Consider the following 18,460-nt stretch of genomic DNA (forward strand, 5'->3'; position numbering starts at 1 on the left):
GGGTTTTTTCAACCCTAAACCCTTAAAAAACATTGCAAAGGTAAAATGATTTTTATTATTATTAAATTTTAAGCAAGGATTTTTTATTCAAGCTGTTTAGGAAAAACAGGATAATCAATACTTAAATTATTCAATAATAAAAGTTTAAATATTTTATTTATTGCTCAAGCAATTTATAAATCTGGTCGAGGTTAGGTGTGAGAATAATTTCCGTACGACGGTTTCGCGCCCTGCCTTCAGGCGTGCTGTTAGTGTCAACCGGGTCAAACCATGCATGCCCTGACGCAATTATTTTTGTTGGGTCCACTTTATAATCATTCACCAAAATCCTTACAACGCTCGTAGCCCGTGCAGTGCTTAAAGCCCAGTTATCTTCAAATTTCATGCGGATAGGAATTGAATCTGTATGGCCTTCAATTGTTACAGCAATATCAGGATTTGCAGTTAACACATTGGCGAGCTTGCTTAAGGCTTCCTTTCCTGCCGGGTTAACTACCGCGCTGCCTGAAGGAAATAAAAACTTTTCGCTGAGGCTTACATAAACCTTCCCGTTTTTTTGTGTAACGGTAAGGTCGCTGTCGCTGTAACCAACGAGGGCATTGATCATTTTATTTTTTAATTCACTTGTAGCTTTACGCTGCTGGTCAAGCAGGTTTTGCAAATCCTGCAAACGTTTTTGCTGTGCCTGCAGGTTTTGCTGTAATGAATTTACTTTATTGGACGCATCGGTGCTTAATTGATTGTTTTGTTTGTTCAGCGCATCTATATCAGCTTGCAGTTTATTAATGCTTGCTTGCTGTGCTGCAATTTTTGATGCCATTAAAGAACTGTCATTTTGCAAAGTCCTGTATTGCATTTGCGCATCCAGCAACTTTCTTTTTGCAACGCATGATGACAGCAGCAGGATAATAGCCAATGCCAGCAGGCCTGAAAATTTTCTTTTCATAAAAAATTTTTTATATGCCGTTTAAAAATTATGCCAGAGCTATGGATCGGGGCGCCCAAAAATAAAGCCTCACTGGTATATTTTCAGATATGGCTGATAATCATTGGGAAAAACATATACCGGCTAAAGAAATAATTTCAGGCTGATTACCTGTTTTCTTTTGAAACTATTTCGCCGTGCAGCAGCAAAACATGCTGGTTATTGTTTTTCGTATTAGCCATAACAGTTATTGTTTTAAAGACAGGCCCGATGGAAAAGTTGCTGTTAAATGTTGCTGATATGAAAGAGGTTTTGCCCGGCATAATGGGATCTTTTGGATAATTTGTTACCGTACAGCCACAAGACGATTGTGCTTCTGAAATGAATAAAGGCTTTGAGCCTGTGTTTTTAAACCTGAATTTAAAATGCATCGAATCTTCCGTTCTCATTGTTCCAAAATCAATAATAGAATCCACCCATTGAATTTCGGTATAGTTAGCGGTGTCTGCCTGTGATTTTAATATGGGTGCTGCGGCTTCTTTGTTTTCATCAAACTTTTTATTGTTGTTGCATGCACAAATGATAAATAAAGAGAATAAAATAAGAATGACTGTCTTCATGCGAAAAAGATTTCAGTTTCAAAAGTAACTTTCACTTTTAAAAATATTTGTTGAAAAACTTTGCGGCGATTCTAACAATAAAATTTTAGGGTTAAAAACAAAAACCCCACACTCAATAATCTGAATATGGGGTTAACTTAACCTTTCCTTTGAGTCCCGCTTATTGCGGGAGAATCCCTGCCTGAACTGCGTTCACGCAGGCAGGGGACCCGTCTTTCCTCCGGTTTCAGTAAGATATTTTCTTAGCCAGGCTTTACCTGCGGCCGTTTTCAGGTATTTCTCTCTTGCACGTGCTTCAACCCAGGAAGGATGCGTTTCAGTATGAATAATTTTCCATGGCCTGTGTCCTTTTGTAAACCTGTTCTTGCCGCTATTATGTTCTTTTAGCCTTTGCAAAACATTTTTGGCCATGCCTGTGTACCAGGTGGAATCAGTAAGGCTTTCTATAACATAAACAGTAATCATAAATAAAAACCCCACACTCAATAATCTGAATATGGGGTTAACTTAACCTTTCCTTTGAGTCCCGCTTATTGCGGGAGAATCCCTGCCTGAACTGCGTTCACGCAGGCAGGGAACCCGTCTTTCCTCCGGTTTCAGTAAGATATTTTCTTAGCCAGGCTTTACCTGCGGCCGTTTTCAGGTATTTCTCTCTTGCACGTGCTTCAACCCATGAAGGATGCGTTTCGGTATGAATGATTTTCTATGGCCTGTGTCCTTTTGTGAACCTGTTCTTGCCGCTATTATGTTCTTTCAATCTTTGCAAAACATTTTTGGCCATGCCTGTATACCAGGTGGAATCAGTAAGGCTTTCTATAACATAAACAGTAATCATAAACAAAAACCCCACACTCAATAATCTGAATATGGGGTTAACTTAACCTTTCCTTTGTAGCCGGTACGGGAATCGAACCCGTCTTTCCTCCGTGAAAGGGAGATGTCCTAGCCGATAGACGAACCGGCCGCTTTAATTGCGGGAGCGCAAAGATAATAGCCATTTGCCAATGAACAAAGTTTTTAGTTTTTTTTGAAACAGAATATTTAATGCCCGGTTTGAATTCTAATTTATTCTTTACAATTATTCATTGTTCAACTGTTGGAAAAAATTATGGTTGAATGCTGATAAAATAATGCATTATTCTACATTTATCGGGTTATAAGAAATATATGAAGAAAGCCATTTTACTTACAAACGGGTTATATGATACAGAGGATGCCAAAACAGCGCATGGCCTGGTACGCGAAAGTAACCGTTACAAAATCGCGGGAGTAATAGATCATGTTTTTGCAGGCAACGATGCCGGTGTTTTACTGGATAGCCAACACAGGAACATACCTGTTTATGCAACGGTTACCGAAGCAATGGCTGTAAACCCGGAAGTGTGTATTGTGGGCGTGGCCACAAGCGGCGGCATTTTTCCGGGTACATTGCTGAATGAAGTAAAAGAGGCAATTGGATTAAAGCTTGATATTGTAAACGGTCTGCACGATCATTTAAATGATCGCCCCGAAATAAAAGCGCTTGCAGCAAAGAATAACGTTCAACTGATTGATATAAGAAGGCCTAAAAGGTTGCACGAACTTCATTTCTGGACAGGAAAGATTTTTGAGATGAACACGCCTGTTGTGGCGGTTATTGGTACAGACTGTGCATTGGGGAAACGTACCACCACCCGCTTTGTGATGAACGCCTGCAATAACGCAGGCATGAACACGCAAATGATTTATACCGGTCAAACGGGCTGGCTGCAGGGTGGTAAATATGGTTTTATTTTCGATTCAACCTTAAACGATTTTGTTTCGGGCGAACTGGAACATGCCATTCTAACCTGTAATGAAGAAACAAACCCGGATGTTATTTTTATTGAAGGGCAGTCGGCGTTGAGAAACCCCACAGGGCCTTGCGGCAGTGAGCTGCTTATATCGGGCAATGCCAAATCTGTAATATTGGTTACAGCTCCTAAAAGAAAATATTATGAACATGAACCTGTATGGGGAGAAATACCTTCGCTGGCATCTGAAATTGAATTGATAAAACAGTTTAGCTCAACTGTAATTGCCATTGCTATTAACACAGAACATTGCAATCATGAAGAGGCATTTATGTTTCAAAAACAATATGAAACCCAATTTGGAATACCGGTTATGCTGCCGTTGCAGGAAGGTTGTGAAAAAATAGTGCCTGTAATAAAAAGCCTTCGCAAAAGTTAAGCGAATGAAACCGGGCATGATAATTTTTTCTCACTCAGGGAAATATACATAGCGGGATTTCCTGCCCCGGTTGAGCCGTTCAGGCGGGCATGAAGCCATTGAAAAATCAAACCTGTACGAATGAAAATAAAATCTTTTAAATCATATAGTAAAAACCTCTTGCTGCAAAAGCCTTATGCTATTGCGAGGGAAACGATTACGGATGTTGAAAATGTTTTCCTGGAAATTGAACTGGAAAATGGGATCACAGGCATTGGCGCGGCCAATCCTTCACCGGAAGTGGTTAGTGAAACACCAGCACAAACTTTAACAAACCTGCAATCAGGTTTTTTAGAGTCGTTTATTGGAAAAGATATAAGGCAGTTTCTGCATCTTATTTATTTAACCAAACAACATTTTACTAATATGCCCGGAACGCAGGCCTGCATTGATATTGCGCTGCATGATGTTTTTACCAAATGGCTGGGCATAAGCATCGTTGATTTTTATGGAAGGCAGCATCAGCGCATGCTTACTTCTGTAACGATTGGTATTAAAGATGTGGTGGCAACGCTTGATGAAGCGGCTGGTTATTATAAGCAGGGTTTTAAAATTTTAAAAGTAAAAACGGGGCTCGATGCACAGCTTGATGCAGAACGTATCATCAAACTAAAGGAAAAATTCGGTGAAGGTTTTATCATTCGCGTTGATGCAAATACAGGCTATACATTGAATGAGCTAAAGCAGTTTCTTGCACTTACAAAAAATTATCATGTTGAACTGATAGAACAGCCATTACTTCCGAACACGGATCAAGAATTATTGCAGTTGCCTGCGCTAACACGTGCTTTATTAGCGGCTGATGAATCACTCAAAAACGAAGCATCAGCTTTGTCCATTGCAGCACAAAACTTATATGGCATATTCAATATTAAACTGATGAAATGCGGCGGCGTGCAAAGCGCATTCAATATTGCAAACATTGCAAAGCCTGCAGGCATTAATTTATTCTGGGGCTGCAACGATGAAAGTATCGTAAGCATAACAGCCGCACTGCATGCTGCATTCGCCTGTCCTCATACAAAATATATCGACCTTGATGGCAGCCTCGATCTTGCCGAAGATGTGGTTGCCGGTGGCTTTATAATTAAAGATGGATACATGTACCTGCCGGAAGAGAATGGCTTAGGCGTAACGATCATTTAGTAATTTACGTACATCATAATCATTAAACTATTATGCTACATAAATCAATCATCACGCTTTGTTTTGTCGCAACAGTTTTTTTGGCTGCGGCGCAAAACCAGCCTGCATTTCGCAATGCTTCCCTGCCGGTTGAAACCAGGATAAATGACCTTTTACAACAGCTAACGCTTGAAGAAAAGATTTCTTTATTGGGAAATGAAAGTAAAGCCGTACCAAGGCTTGGCATTACTGCTTATAACTGGTGGAACGAAGCTTTGCATGGTGTGGCCAGGGCAGGCAATGCCACCATATTTCCGCAGGCTATAGGCATGGCGGCAAGTTTCGATAATGCACTCTTAAAAGAATGCGCTGCAACTATTTCAACAGAAGCCAGGGCTAAATATAATCTTGGTGCAAAGAAGGGAGAGCATCTTCAGTACATGGGACTTACTTTCTGGTCGCCAAACATTAATATTTTTCGCGATCCGCGATGGGGCCGCGGCCAGGAAACCTATGGTGAAGACCCTTTTCTCACAGCAACTATGGGCACTGCGTTTGTCACGGGTTTGCAGGGCGATGATCCGTTGCATTTAAAAGCGGCGGCCTGTGCAAAACATTATGCCGTGCATAGCGGCCCTGAAGCCGGGCGCCATTCATTTAATGCATTGGTTAGCGAAAAAGACCTTCGCGAAACATATTTATATGCATTTAAAAAACTGGTTGATGCAAAGGTGGAAGCCGTTATGTGTGCTTATAACCGGGTGAACGATGAACCTTGCTGCACCAGCGAAACCTTATTGCACAATATCCTGCATAAGGAATGGAATTTCCAGGGGCATGTTGTTACAGACTGCGGCGCATTGAATGATATTTATACAAGGCATAAAACCTATCCAACCAGGCCCGAAGTAGCCGCCGCAGCTATTAAAGCAGGGCTTGACCTTGAATGCGGCAATGTGTTGCAGGCAGATGTGAAGAAAGCTGTTGATGAAAAATTACTTACCCAAACAGATGTTGACAATGCACTTGCACAGATATTAAAAACACAAATGAAGCTTGGCTTTTTTGATGACAGCAGCCTTTCGCCGTATAAAAATTTTGGCGATGACAGTATTGCCAATAATTATCACCGAGCACTGGCAAGGTCAATGGCTGCGGAAAGTATGGTATTGCTGAAAAACGATAAGCAGGTATTGCCGCTCGATAAAAATAAATATCACCAGATAATGATAGTGGGCCCTAATGCCACTTCTGCAGATGCATTAATGGGCAATTATCATGGTGTAACCGGCAAGGCCGTAAACTTTGTTGAAGGCATAACCAACGCCGTGGATGCTGCTACGAGGATTGAATATGATATGGGCTGCAATTATGAAGATACCACGCACTTCGGCGGTATATGGGCTGCCGGCAATGCGGAAGTTACCATTGCTGTAGTAGGGTTTACACCCGTGTATGAAGGCGAAGAAGGCGATGCCTTTCTTGCCAAGGGCGGTGGCGACAGGAAAGATTTTTCTTTGCCTGCTGCCCATATAGCTTATTTAAAAGCCCTGCGCAAAGCAACCAAAACGCCGTTGATTGTTGTAATTACTTCCGGCAGCGCTGTTGATGTAAGTGCTATTAAAGATTATGCCGACGCCATTATATTGGCATGGTATCCCGGTGAAGAAGGCGGCAACGCGCTGGCTGATATTTTGTTTGGGAAAGTTTCTCCGTCAGGCCATTTACCGGTAACTTTTTACAACTCTTTCAACGATCTCCCGGATTATTCAAGCTATGCCATGAAAGGCAGGACTTACCGCTATTTTAACGGCCAGGTGCAATATCCTTTTGGCTTTGGCCTCAGCTATACCAGCTTTGATTATACATGGGCGAATAAACCTGTTGTAAATAAAGACAGCATTTCGTTTTCTGTAAACATAAAAAATACAGGGAAGTATAATGGCGATGATGTGGCGCAGGTGTACGTCAGTTATCCACAGTTGCCCGGTATGCCCTTAAAGGAATTGAAGACGTTTAAGAAAATCAATTTGGCTGTAAATGAAGAAAAAACGGTGCAGTTTACCATTGCCTTAAGCGAACTGCAAAAATGGGATGATGAAAAGAATGCCTGGAAGTTAAACAAGGGCGACTACACCATTACAGTGGGAGAAAATGCTGCAGATGCAAAACTTACATCTGCAGTTTCTGTAAAATAAAGTGTAAGCTTTTATTTACGGTAGGCACAAAGGCTATGTGGAATGCTTTGCTGAATAAGTATAACAGCGGCAACTTTATAATGCAAAACCGGAAACCGTAGATTTTCCCTATTTCTTCGATACGAAACGCTCAACATCTTTGTATGTGGGAGCTTAGTTATTGTTTATTGTATTTTTTGTTAGCCGGCAGATGTCCAATCTTCAATAACAATTCCGTCAAGGCGGTCAAAGTCGCTCACGTTTTTTGTTATCAAAATCAGGTTGTTCAAAATTGCTGTTGTGCCTATTAGTAAATCAAAATCGTCTAAGATTTTACCTTTCGTTTTTAGTCGTGCTTTTTCTGCTGCGTAAATATCAAGCGCTGGGAAAATTGGAAGAATGTCAAACTTTGCCTGAAACGTTTCAAGTGTTTTTCTGTTCTTCTCTTTCTGAGTGCTTTTTGCAACTCCGTATTTCAATTCGGCAATCGTTATTTCAGACACGAAACAATTTTCAAAACCAACTTCGTCAATTTTGGTTTCAAGATCATACTTCCCGTTCAGGAAATAAGCACAAGTATTAGTGTCTAAAAGATACTTTTTCACAAGTCGATTTCTTTACGGCTGAATTTTCTTTCTTTTTTAAGTTCTTCAACAAATTCGTCAGCCGATTGGTCAATAACCAAAGCGCCAAACAAAGCTTTCCAGGAATTATCTTTTGCTTTTTTGGTTGTCTTCATTGACTTTGAGAGTCGTGCTATAAGCTCCAATTTGTTGTTAGGGCTTAGATTTCTAAGCAATGCATAGTAGCTGTCAACTAAGTTTGTATTTATATCTGTGGGTCTCATTTTTTGTTATTCTATATGCTGTAAAGGTAAGAAATTGCCACCTGTTGCATCATTTGTAAAGCGAATTAGCGGTTTTGGAAAATTGGAATATTGTCATTGAGTTAGACGCTTTGTCTAATGAAAGTTGCATTAATACAGGCCGTCCGTTTGCAGTGCCATAAGCGATAAGTTGATGTCCGTTCCTTTGTCTTTCTTAAAATTAATTTTAAGCAAAATTAATTTTGTAACCTTTTACTTCTTTTTCAGCAAATGGCTCTTTCTTGAACTTTTCAGGTTTCGCAGTAATACACACCTTTATTTCCGCTGCCTGAACATCCATTCAATGGCAAGTTTATTATTGTATGCAGCCAGCCAGGAAAAATGGCCTGTTTCGGGATACATGGAAAAACCCGGGTGAGCTCCTGCATTCATTAATGCCTGCAGCATATCAACTGAAAACTGCGGGTTCACCGTGCCGTCTTCAGAACCGTGTGCAATCCAGATTGGAATATGTGCAATAGATGCAGCTTTCGATGTATCGCCGCCGCCGCAAACAGGCATAGCCGCCGCGAATAAATCAGGATAACGTTCAATCGCGTCAAAAGTGCCAAAGCCACCCATTGATAAGCCTGTTATATAAATGCGGCTGGTATCTATTGACGGGTTATTTTTCATTTGCTGTATCAATCCTATCAGCAGCTCCATTGGTTTTGATGGGGCAGGCTGCAAAGCCATTGCACGGTTGGCATTGGTACGGTTAAAATTAGACCAGGCCATTCCTTTGGGACATTGGGGCGCAATTACAAATGCAGGGTGCATGGTCATCATTTCATCTGTGGCGAAACTCATCACGCCCCATTTTAACTGCGCATCATTATCATTACCACGTTCGCCGGAGCCATGCAGGAAAATAACAAGTGGGTACTTGCGGCCGGGGTCAGAATCGGGGAATAACAACCGGTAATTTAAGGTGTCTCCTTTACTTACAAAATGTTCAGCGCTGAAGCGTGATGGCTGTGCTTTTACAACTATGCATGCACTGCAAAAAATAGCGATGAGTAATGCTGACCTTTTCATTGGCTTTTATTTTTAAAATCGTTTTAATTTGATTGCTGATCGTGATTGATAGCATGTTTTAATTCAATCATCAATATTACATAATTATAAAGAATGCATGAGAGGTGCTATGCTGTTGAATTTCCGGCCAGGCTTCTTTTACGGGCCTGCCAGCACTCAACAAACAGGTTTTCTTTTCAAAGAATCTTACCATGCACAGGCCTATAAAAACATTACAAACGTTTATTTTGTATGAATAAAATACGGCTATGAAAAAATTACCGCTACTTATCTGTCTAACCTTTTTTCTTTTTAATGCATATACACAAAATGCACCTTATCAAAAAGCAATAAAAAGTTTTGACGCATTTGCACAAAATGCCATGCAGTTATGGAAAACGCCCGGCTTTTCTGTAGTAATAGTAAAAGACAATAAGATTGTTTTTAATAAAGGTTATGGTGTGAAAGATATTGCAACGAGGGCGCCGTTTGAAACGTCAACGCTTTCTATCTGCGCCTCTACCACCAAGGCGATGACGGCTGTATGTATGGGCATGCTGGTGGATGCGGGAAAAGTTAGCTGGACGGATAAAGTAAGTGATATTTATCCCGAACTGAAATTGTATGATAACTATGCCGCCAGCGAGCTTACGGTAAAAGACCTGTTTACGCATAACACCGGTTTGGGCAATGCCGACCTGCTCTGGGTTTTTGATTACAATATGGATACTGTAATTCACCAAATGCGGTATATAAAACCTGCTTACTCGTTCCGCTCTTCTTTTGTTTATCAAAACCTGATGTATATAGTGGCGGGTGAAGTAATACATAAAGTTTCAGGCATTCCTTGGGAAAGGTTTATTAAAGACAGTTTGTTTGCAAGGCTTGGCATGAACAATACTTTTCCCAATTACAGGCAATCGCTGGTAAGCAATAACCACATTACAACACATTATATGTATGAAGACAGCGTGGTGGAAACCATTCCTTTTATCGACAGCAAAACCATTGATGCCGCCGGCGGCGTTTGGAGCTGTACAGATGATATGGGCAAATGGATAAATTTTATGCTCGACAGCGCCAGGGTTAATGGCAAACGTTTATTAAAACAGGATACATATTCGGAATTATTCAAACCGCAATCTATAGTTACGGAAGATGAATTTTATCCAACCAAACAATTAACGCATACGCACTGGACTACGTATGGCCTTGGCTGGTTCCAGGAAGATTATAAAGGCCGCATGGTGCAGTTTCATACCGGCAGCCTTGATGGCGCGGTGGCTATTGCAGGATTAATACCGGATGAAAATTTTGGTGTGTATGTATTTGCCAATATGGACCATACGGAAATACGCCACGCTTTAATGTATAAAGCCATGGACCTTTTTGTTTTTAATGATGATAATACTAACTGGAGCAAGGAACTTTATCAGCTTTATGCCGCCCGCTTTGCGGCTAATAAAAAAAGAGAAGCGCAAAGAGATTCTGCAAGGGTTTCAAATACCAAACCTTCGCTTGAGCTGAAAGATTATGCGGGCAGTTATCATAACGAATTATACGGCAATGCAGGCATTGTATTGCAGGGCGATTCTCTTGTAGCAAAATTTCCCAATAATATCAATGTTGATTTAAGCCACTGGAATTATGATACTTTTCTCGGCAGGTTTGAATACAAATGGTATGGCAAAGATTTGATGCGTTTTTCTTTAAATGAAGAAGGCAAAGTAAGCAGCTTTAATTTTCTCGGAATTGAATATGATAAGAGAGATGAATAAGCACAAAAAGATCATTGGCCGAAACTGCTGTTGATAATAAACCCCGGAGGTTTCAAAAACCTTCGGGGTTTTAGCCGCCATATACTATTTGCTTAAACAGCCATAATAAATAGCCCATAAAAAGCCATCAGCCTTTTACTTCATTTACAAGCGTTTCGCCATTTTCAAAATCGGATAGGTTTTGTAATGTAATGGTTGCAATCTGTTCTAATGCTTCGCCTGTAAAAAATGCCTGGTGGGCGGTAACCAATACGTTTGGGAAAGTCATCAGCCTTGCAAATATTTCATCCTGCATAATTTCTTCTGAAAGATCGCGGAAGAAAATATTGGTTTCCTGTTCATATACGTCAATACCAAGATAACCCAGCTTCTGATCTTTTAATGCTTTAATGGCGTCTTGCGTATTTACCAGTGCGCCGCGGCCGGTATTAATCAGCATTACACCGTTCTTCATTTTAGTAAAGGCGCTTTCATTAATGATGTGTTTTGTTTCGGGTGTAAGCGGGCAATGCAAAGAGATAATATCAGACTGCTTAAGCAATTCATCAAGGCTTACATATTGAACGCCTTTATGCTTTAATTCATCTGATGCATACACATCATACGCTACAACATGGCATCCAAAACCAAGCATGATATTGCAAAATGCTTTGCCTATAATGCCTGTGCCAATTACACCAACTGTTTTATTGTGCAGGTTAAAACCAGTGAGTTTTTCCAGTGAAAAATTACTTTCCCTTACCCGGTTATAAGCTTTATGTGTTTTTCTGTTTAGGGTAAGAATAAGCGCCACCGCATGTTCTGCAACGGCTTCAGGAGAATAAGCCGGTACGCGTACCACTTTAATATTGTTGGCTTGTGCCGCAGCAATATCAACATTATTAAAACCGGCGCAGCGCAGGGCAATAACCTTAATGCCGTTTGCCGCAATTTTTTCAATCGTTTCTTTGTCAAGATTATCATTCACAAAAACACAAACGCCATCAAAGCCAAGCGTAAGGTTGGATGTGTCTTTGTTAAGGCCGGTTTCAAAATACGTAATGCTGAGATGATAATTTTTATTGATCCTGTCGAAATAGTCCTTATCATAACCCTTAGCGCTGAATAAGGCGATCTTCATTGTAATAATATTTTAATTGATAGAGAACTGCGGGGAGTTGTGAATGGTGAGTTGTGAGTGCGGTATTCACGTAGCCGATAGCTCACAGCTACTCACCATTCATCACTCACCACTCACACTTTAAAACCAGCTCTTTCGTTTACGGCTGCTGCCGCCTAAACCCAATGCGCCCAGTATGCTTCGTGTAATTACAGAAGCCGCAGTACGTTCAGCCTGGCGCATAGCGGGTGAATCGAAAATGCTTTTTTCTTTAACCTGCCGGGTTTGCTTTTGCTGCCGGGCAGCTTGTGCCTGCTGCTGCCTTTCTGCCGCCACCTGTAATTTTTCGTTTAATATTTCATAAGCGCTCTGGCTGTTTATTTCCCGGTTATATTTATTTACAAGTTTGCTTTTGGCAACTAACATATCTATTTCATTCTCGTTTAAAACATCCATGCGGCTGCGCGGCGGGCAAAGCATGGTATGTACCAGCGGCGTGGGAATACCTTTTTCATTCAATGTTGTTATGAGGGCTTCGCCGGTGCCGAGCTGTGTAAGTAAATCTTCTGTTTTATAGAAACTTGTTTCAGGAAAATTTTCTGCCGCTTTTTTTATGGTCTTTCTGTCGGCGGCAGTAAAGGCCCGCAATGCATGCTGCACCTTTAGGGCAAGCTGGCTTAATATGGAAGCGGGCACATCCTGCGGGTTTTGTGTGCAGAAGAAAATGCCCACGCCTTTGGAGCGTATGAGTTTAATGATGGTTTCTATTTGTTGCAGCAGCGCATCAGTTGCTTCTTCAAAAATAAGGTGCGCTTCATCAATAAACATTACAAGCTTAGGCCTGTCCAGGTCGCCTTCTTCGGGGCAGGTGGCATATAGCTCTGCCAGCATTTGCAGCATGAAGGTTGAAAAAAGTTTTGGCCTGCTTTGCATATCTGTTACACGGAGAATATTAATCATGCCGCGGCCGTCATCGCCTATGCGCATCAGGTCGTCAATTTCAAAGCTGGGTTCTCCAAAAAATATATCTGCGCCCTGCTGCTGCAGTTCTATTACTTTGCGTAAAATGGTGCCTGTTGTGGCAGATGAAATATTGCCATACATTTTGCCCAGTTCATCCTTGCCCTCATTGGCTGCATATTGTAATATTTTGATGAAATCCTTGAGGTCGAGCAGCGGAAGTTTATTGTCATCACAATATTTAAACAACATGGCAACCACGCCGCCCTGCGTATCATTCAGCCCGAGAATTTTGCTTAACAATATGGGCCCGAACTCCGTTACCGTAGCCCTTAATCTTATTCCCTTTTCATTGCTGAGCGTAAGCAGCTCAACCGGGAAGCCCGTTGGTACATAATTTATATTAAGCAGTTTTATACGTTCGGCAAGTTTATCGTTTACGGCGCCGGCTTCAGCAATACCGCTTAAGTCGCCTTTAATATCCATCATTACAACCGGCACGCTGGCATCGCTTAAAAATTCGCTAAGCAACTGTAATGTTTTGGTTTTACCTGTACCGGTAGCACCGGCAATAAGACCGTGGCGGTTAAGCATGCGCAACGGGAGAGACACGTCAGCGCCCGGCACAACCTGGCCATCAAGCATGCCGCAGCCTATTTTAATATGATCTCCTTTAAAACTATAGCCATTGTTTACAGCAGCCAGGAATTCGTTAGATGAAGCCATTGTATTTTTTTGGGAAAGATAGGAGATTGAAAGGTTGTGATAAAATTTTAAGTGCTGTTTCGCAGCATCAGTTTATCCTTCTTTTTAAGTTTATTGAATGAGATAAAATAAAATGGATAAGAAGGGCTATCGCAGTTTAATATAACGAATAAAGCCTGTTGTTTATTTATAACAGCAAAACCTTTTGCCATTACATTTGTAAGGATTAAATCTTGCAACATGTATTCTTTTAAATTAATAAGGTGCACAGCGCTTTTTTTTATTGCAGGCATAATAACCAAAAGCGTAAAAGCGCAAAGCGCCGATAGCTTAATATATCCCGATGAAAAACATTTTAAAAATATTCAACAGCTCACTTTTAATGGCGATAATGCAGAAGCCTACTGGAGTTATGATGATAAGCAGGTGATTTTTCAGCGGAAGTATGAAAAGGAAGGCATTATGTGCGACAGGATGTTTATTGGCAATATACCTGAAAAGGGAAAACAGTTTGTATTTAAACAATTGAGCAGCGGCCTTGGCCGCACTACCTGTGGTTATTTTTTGCCGGGCGGAACAGAGGTAGTGTATGCTTCAACGCACCTGGGCGGAGATAGCTGCCCGCCGGTGCCCGACCGTGCACAATATGGCAACCGCTACCTGTGGCCGGTGTATGGCAGCTATGATATTTTCCTGGCTGATACTTCAGGTAAAATAATTAAACAGCTTACCAAAACAAACGGCTATGATGCTGAAGCAACCTTATCTCCCGATGGTAAAAAAATGATCTTTACCTCTGACCGTAACGGTGATCTTGATTTATATGTAATGGATCTCGCAACTGAAAAAGTTATGCAAATTACACATGAGCTGGGGTATGACGGCGGTGCATGGTTTAGTCCTGACGGTACTAAAATAATATGGCGTGCCAGCAGGCCAAAAACGCCTGAAGATATTAAGGATTATAAAGACCTTTTATCGAAAGGGCTTGTTGCGCCAACGCAGATGGAAGTGTTTATTGCCAATGCTGATGGCAGCCATCAGCAGCAAATAACTTCATTGGGGCAGGCAAACTGGGCGCCCAATTTTACACCGGATGGCAAACGCATTATTTTTTGCAGTAATTATGAATACAAGCACGGCTTTCCTTTCAATATGTATTTAATGAATTTGGATGGCAGCGGGCTTGAAAAGATTTCGCATGGTAATGGTTTTGATGCTTTTCCCATGTTTAGCTATGATGGTAAAAAATTAATGTTTTCCTCAAACCGCAGCAGTGGCGGCGGGTATGATATTAATTTGTTTATGGTTGACTGGGAGGAATAAGGAGCCGCTCGCAGCTTGTGTGCTGCCGCTCATAGCTTATAACCAACAATGCTTACATTTGACAAATTCAAACTCATCAAATCATGTATAATTTCCTGCTTGGCCTGCACAATTTATTACGCTGGGTAATTTTATTGCTGCTGATCATAAATCTTTTGAGGCACATCGCTGCTGTTAAAAAGCCTTTTGGTGCAACCGATAAAAAGCTTGGTTTAGTGCTCATGATTTTTGCCCATATTCAATTGCTTATTGGATTATATGAATGGTTTGCCGGTTCATGGGGGCTTCAGAATTTTATGAATAACGGGGCTGAAGTAATGCGCAACAGCGCCAGCCGCTTTTTTGCAGTTGAACATACCGTAGGAATGATCGTGGCGATTATATTGATTACCGTAGCCCGGGGTGTGTACCGCAAGAGTATAACCGATGATAAAAAACACAGGCGTTGCATATTATTATACACATTTGCGCTTTTGATAATACTGGCTATGATCCCCTGGCCGGGCATGTATGAGTTTGGCAGAAACCTGGTGCCGTCATTTTAGGTTTTCGGAATGTTCGCCGGTAGATAGCAACATCCTTAGTAAACTATAGCAATCGTTTTAGCCATTTATCAATATTTACCGGGATTGTGATGGCTTCCTCCATACCTCCTTGTACTCTCCTCCATACTTCCTTCATATCTGGAGCATGAGAGCTGCATGGATGTTTCTACCTCAGCCGGCACTTTCTGTTTTCTTCCTCATAAAAGAAATAAAAAATTAACAGGCAAAAAACGATAAGTTCATTTTTGCCCCGATTTTGAAAATTCCTTTTTTATCCTTTCTTTTGCGGCCTGTTAAATAAATCTGTGAAACCGGAAGAACCAACAATGCTTACCACTTTGTTGTTTATTGCCTCGAACGAATTAAGCCTGCCTTTTACTGTATCCCGTACTCCGCCTAAGAAGTATATAATTATACTTCAGTGAAAACATATTGGCCATGCCATAGCTATATTCACTTAAAACCTGGCTCGTCCGGTGGGAGTGAGGACGGCGAAGCCGTGAATAAACAGGGAGGTAGTTGATTGGTTGATAAGTTGATTGGTTGACAGGTAAGAAACCGGGAATAAACTTGTGAACAAGTGAACCGTGAACGCTTGAACTATAGGGGCAAGTGGAATTGGGAATAAGGAATTTGGGGGAAAGTTGATTGGTTGATAAGTTGATAAGTAAGAAAATAGTAATAAACTTGTGAACAAGTGAGTCAACAGTCTACAGCGCCAACGCCCGTAGCTCACAGCTCGTAGCTCGAAGCTTCTCCTCCCTTGCAGCTTGAGGCCTGCAGCTTGTAGCTTTCCTCCTGTGATATATTTTTTTAAATAAGCGCCATAGCGTTATTTTATAGAATGAATACCAGGATAGCTGTAATTGGATTGGGTTATGTAGGCTTGCCTCTTGCCCTGGAATTTGCCAAACATTTTGCAGTTACCGGCTTCGATATAAATAGCCAGCGGATCGCTGAATTGAGTGAAGGGAAAGACCGCACACTGGAAGCAGAACCCGGTGTTTTACAGGCCGTTTTAAAACAGGGCAACAATAATTCCAAAGGAATTTATTTTACAAATGCACTTGCAGATATAAAAGCGGCCAACATTTATATTATAACCGTTCCAACACCGGTTGACCGGTATAATGCCCCCGACCTGAGTTATTTGTTGCAGGCTTCTGAAATGACCGGGCGGGTTTTAAAACCGGGGGACACAGTTATTTATGAATCAACTGTTTACCCGGGATGCACAGAAGAAGAATGTGTGCCTGTATTAGAGAAAGCCTCCGGTCTTGTATTTAATAAAGATTTTTATGTGGGATATTCGCCGGAACGTATCAATCCGGGTGACAAAGTGAATAAGCTGGTGAATATTAAAAAGGTAACATCGGGTTCAACGCCGGAAGCTGCAGAAAGAATTGATAGTTTATATAAAACCATCATAACCGCAGGCACGCATAAAGCGCCCAATATAAAGGTAGCCGAAGCTTCCAAAGCTATTGAAAATGCCCAACGGGACGTAAATATTTCTTTTGTAAATGAACTGGCGCTCATATTCGACCGTATTGGTATTGATACAAATGATGTGCTGGAGGCCGCCGCCACCAAATGGAATTTTTTAAAATTCAGGCCTGGTTTGGTAGGCGGGCATTGTATAAGCGTTGATCCTTATTACCTGGCTCATAAAGCAACTTCGCTTGGTTATCATCCCCAGGTAATATTGTCTGGCAGAAGGGTAAATGATATGATGGGCGCTTTTATAGCGGGTAAGGTGGTAAAGCTGATGATAAAAAAAGGGCATACCATAAAAGGCTGTAAGGCTTTATTGCTGGGCCTGGCTTTTAAGGAAAACTGCCCCGATATAAGAAACAGCAAGGTGATTGATATATACAACGAACTGCGGCAATTTGGAGTGGAAACAGATGTATATGACCCGCTGGCAGACAGGGAAGAGGTAATGAAGGAATTGGGAATCGGGATGGTAAGCAGGCAAGAGACAGATAAAAATTATGCGGCGGTTATTATTGCGGTGGCACACCGCGAATTCCTCGAAATGGATTTTATGCCATACAAAAAGAATAATGCAGTTATTTTTGATGTAAAAGGATGTATTGGCAAAGAACTTGCTGATGCAAGGCTATAGCTTGATATTGAAAAAATTTATTATACCAGTATAGTATTTGATTTTTAAGCCAATCTGTGCTTATTTTGATTTATTTAAAATACATTCATTGTGAATTATAAAGGTTCCCGGAAAAAAAACCAGCTAACTGAAACCATATTCAACTGCAATGTTGTAAGGCTGTTTTTATATTTTGTATTTTTTTGTATTGCCTGTACATCATGTACGTCCTATAAAAATATACCTTATTTCAAAGATTTTCCTGATACAGCTTATCGCGCCTCGGTGCAAATGCAGGCTTTTAAAAGCCCGGTGATAAAGCCGGATGATTTATTAAGCATTACAATTGAAACGGTAGATCCCGATATCACAGCTTTGTTAAACAGCGCTAATGCCGTAACCCAGGCTATTGGTGCTGCAAACAGTCCCCAGCTTCAAACCGTATCGGGGTACTTGGTTGACAAGAACGGTGAGGTAGAATTACCGTTTGCAGGCAAATTAAAGCTGGAGGGCAATACTACTGTGGAAGCCAGGGAGGTGGTTCGCGCTGCGATGGAAAAATATATAAAAGACCCTATTGTAAACGTAAAATTCAGCAATTTTAAGGTAACCGTTTTTGGGGAAGTGGCCCGGCCGGCCACTTATATAATGCCCACGGAAAAAGTTACTTTGTTTGATGCTTTAAGCCAGGCAGGGGATCTTACCATATTCGGACGAAGGGAGAATGTAACCGTCATCCGCGACACATTGGATAATAAAAAGAATATGGTGCATTTAAATCTTAATTCGAAGGATATAATAAGTTCACCTTATTTCTTCCTGCAGCCCAATGATGTGGTGTATGTGGAACCCAATGAATCAAAGGCCAGGAGCACAGATGCAGCACGTAACCGTAATATAACCATCATTGCCTCTTTACTTTCTATAATATTGGTTGCAGTAAGCCGAATAAGATAATAAT

The 18,460-nt window shown here is 41.1% G+C and carries 18 protein-coding genes and 1 tRNA gene; 8 read left to right on the plus strand and 11 right to left on the minus strand.

Annotation, left to right across the window (positions count from 1 at the left end; all coding sequences use genetic code 11):
- Nucleotides 1–157: 157 nt before the first annotated feature.
- The 5 genes from BM015_RS19335 to BM015_RS19355 form a co-directional block, all read right to left on the minus strand.
- Entirely contained in the window at nt 158–946 is a 789-nt protein-coding gene (locus BM015_RS19335; protein WP_090662656.1) for an OmpA/MotB family protein, read from the minus strand.
- Between the two features lie 146 nt (nt 947–1,092).
- A complete protein-coding gene (locus BM015_RS19340) occupies nt 1,093–1,545 on the minus strand; it encodes a DUF1573 domain-containing protein (RefSeq protein ID WP_090662658.1) in 453 nt (150 codons plus the stop codon).
- 192 nt (nt 1,546–1,737) lie between these two features.
- On the minus strand, nt 1,738–2,010 hold the full coding sequence (locus BM015_RS19345) for a GIY-YIG nuclease family protein (protein ID WP_090662660.1): 273 nt from the start codon (nt 2,008–2,010) through the stop codon (nt 1,738–1,740).
- Nucleotides 2,011–2,248: 238 nt separating this feature from the next.
- A complete protein-coding gene (locus BM015_RS22075) occupies nt 2,249–2,380 on the minus strand; it encodes a GIY-YIG nuclease family protein (protein WP_090662664.1) in 132 nt (43 codons plus the stop codon).
- Between the two features lie 57 nt (nt 2,381–2,437).
- Nucleotides 2,438–2,509, minus strand: a tRNA-Glu gene (locus BM015_RS19355).
- A 203-nt stretch (nt 2,510–2,712) separates the two neighbouring features.
- On the opposite strand from BM015_RS19355, the gene BM015_RS19360 reads away from it, so the two are divergent.
- The 3 genes from BM015_RS19360 (at nt 2,713) to BM015_RS19370 (ending at nt 7,118) form a co-directional block, all read left to right on the plus strand.
- Nucleotides 2,713–3,756: an N-acetyltransferase DgcN family protein gene (locus BM015_RS19360; protein ID WP_090662666.1), complete on the plus strand. Its 1,044-nt coding sequence runs from the start codon at nt 2,713–2,715 to the stop codon at nt 3,754–3,756.
- Nucleotides 3,757–3,876: 120 nt separating this feature from the next.
- Nucleotides 3,877–4,941, plus strand: a complete 1,065-nt coding sequence (locus BM015_RS19365; RefSeq protein ID WP_090662668.1) for a mandelate racemase/muconate lactonizing enzyme family protein — start codon at nt 3,877–3,879, stop codon at nt 4,939–4,941.
- Nucleotides 4,942–4,973: 32 nt separating this feature from the next.
- Nucleotides 4,974–7,118: a glycoside hydrolase family 3 C-terminal domain-containing protein gene (locus tag BM015_RS19370; RefSeq protein ID WP_090662670.1), complete on the plus strand. Its 2,145-nt coding sequence runs from the start codon at nt 4,974–4,976 to the stop codon at nt 7,116–7,118.
- A gap of 179 nt (nt 7,119–7,297) precedes the next feature.
- Here BM015_RS19370 and BM015_RS19375 read toward each other — a convergent pair whose 3' ends face one another.
- The 3 genes from BM015_RS19375 to BM015_RS19380 form a co-directional block, all read right to left on the minus strand.
- A complete protein-coding gene (locus BM015_RS19375; RefSeq protein WP_090662672.1) occupies nt 7,298–7,702 on the minus strand; it encodes a type II toxin-antitoxin system VapC family toxin in 405 nt (134 codons plus the stop codon).
- A complete protein-coding gene (locus BM015_RS21640) occupies nt 7,699–7,836 on the minus strand; it encodes a hypothetical protein (protein WP_177191968.1) in 138 nt (45 codons plus the stop codon). Before BM015_RS21640 ends, BM015_RS19375 begins: the two co-directional genes overlap by 4 nt.
- Nucleotides 7,837–8,238: 402 nt before the next feature.
- Nucleotides 8,239–9,000, minus strand: a complete 762-nt coding sequence (locus BM015_RS19380; RefSeq protein ID WP_090662674.1) for a carboxylesterase family protein — start codon at nt 8,998–9,000, stop codon at nt 8,239–8,241.
- Between the two features lie 248 nt (nt 9,001–9,248).
- Between BM015_RS19380 and BM015_RS19385 the strand changes: the two genes are divergently transcribed.
- A complete protein-coding gene (locus tag BM015_RS19385) occupies nt 9,249–10,757 on the plus strand; it encodes a serine hydrolase (RefSeq protein WP_090662676.1) in 1,509 nt (502 codons plus the stop codon).
- Nucleotides 10,758–10,884: 127 nt separating this feature from the next.
- Here the strand turns inward: BM015_RS19385 and BM015_RS19390 are convergent, their stop codons facing one another.
- From BM015_RS19390 to BM015_RS21645, 3 genes are all read right to left on the minus strand, one after another.
- Nucleotides 10,885–11,877 carry a 2-hydroxyacid dehydrogenase gene (locus BM015_RS19390; RefSeq protein WP_090662678.1) on the minus strand — a complete coding sequence of 331 codons (993 nt, stop codon included), beginning with the start codon at nt 11,875–11,877 and terminating at the stop codon, nt 10,885–10,887.
- A gap of 120 nt (nt 11,878–11,997) precedes the next feature.
- On the minus strand, nt 11,998–13,542 hold the full coding sequence (locus BM015_RS19395) for a helicase HerA-like domain-containing protein (protein WP_090662679.1): 1,545 nt from the start codon (nt 13,540–13,542) through the stop codon (nt 11,998–12,000).
- Nucleotides 13,543–13,589: 47 nt separating this feature from the next.
- Nucleotides 13,590–13,763: a hypothetical protein gene (locus BM015_RS21645; protein WP_177191969.1), complete on the minus strand. Its 174-nt coding sequence runs from the start codon at nt 13,761–13,763 to the stop codon at nt 13,590–13,592.
- On the opposite strand from BM015_RS21645, the gene BM015_RS19400 reads away from it, so the two are divergent.
- The 4 genes from BM015_RS19400 (at nt 13,762) to BM015_RS19415 (ending at nt 18,456) form a co-directional block, all read left to right on the plus strand.
- On the plus strand, nt 13,762–14,847 hold the full coding sequence (locus BM015_RS19400) for a TolB family protein (RefSeq protein WP_090662681.1): 1,086 nt from the start codon (nt 13,762–13,764) through the stop codon (nt 14,845–14,847). The genes BM015_RS21645 and BM015_RS19400 overlap by 2 nt on opposite strands.
- An 83-nt stretch (nt 14,848–14,930) precedes the next feature.
- Nucleotides 14,931–15,392: a hypothetical protein gene (locus BM015_RS19405; protein WP_090662683.1), complete on the plus strand. Its 462-nt coding sequence runs from the start codon at nt 14,931–14,933 to the stop codon at nt 15,390–15,392.
- An 844-nt stretch (nt 15,393–16,236) separates the two neighbouring features.
- Complete coding sequence (locus tag BM015_RS19410; RefSeq protein WP_090662685.1) at nt 16,237–17,520, plus strand: nucleotide sugar dehydrogenase; 1,284 nt, start codon at nt 16,237–16,239, stop codon at nt 17,518–17,520.
- 90 nt (nt 17,521–17,610) lie between these two features.
- Nucleotides 17,611–18,456, plus strand: a complete 846-nt coding sequence (locus BM015_RS19415; RefSeq protein WP_090662688.1) for a polysaccharide biosynthesis/export family protein — start codon at nt 17,611–17,613, stop codon at nt 18,454–18,456.
- The last annotated feature ends 4 nt before the right edge of the window (nt 18,457–18,460 follow it).

The sequence above is a fragment of the Parafilimonas terrae genome (assembly GCF_900115755.1).
Lineage (GTDB): Bacteria > Bacteroidota > Bacteroidia > Chitinophagales > Chitinophagaceae > Parafilimonas > Parafilimonas terrae.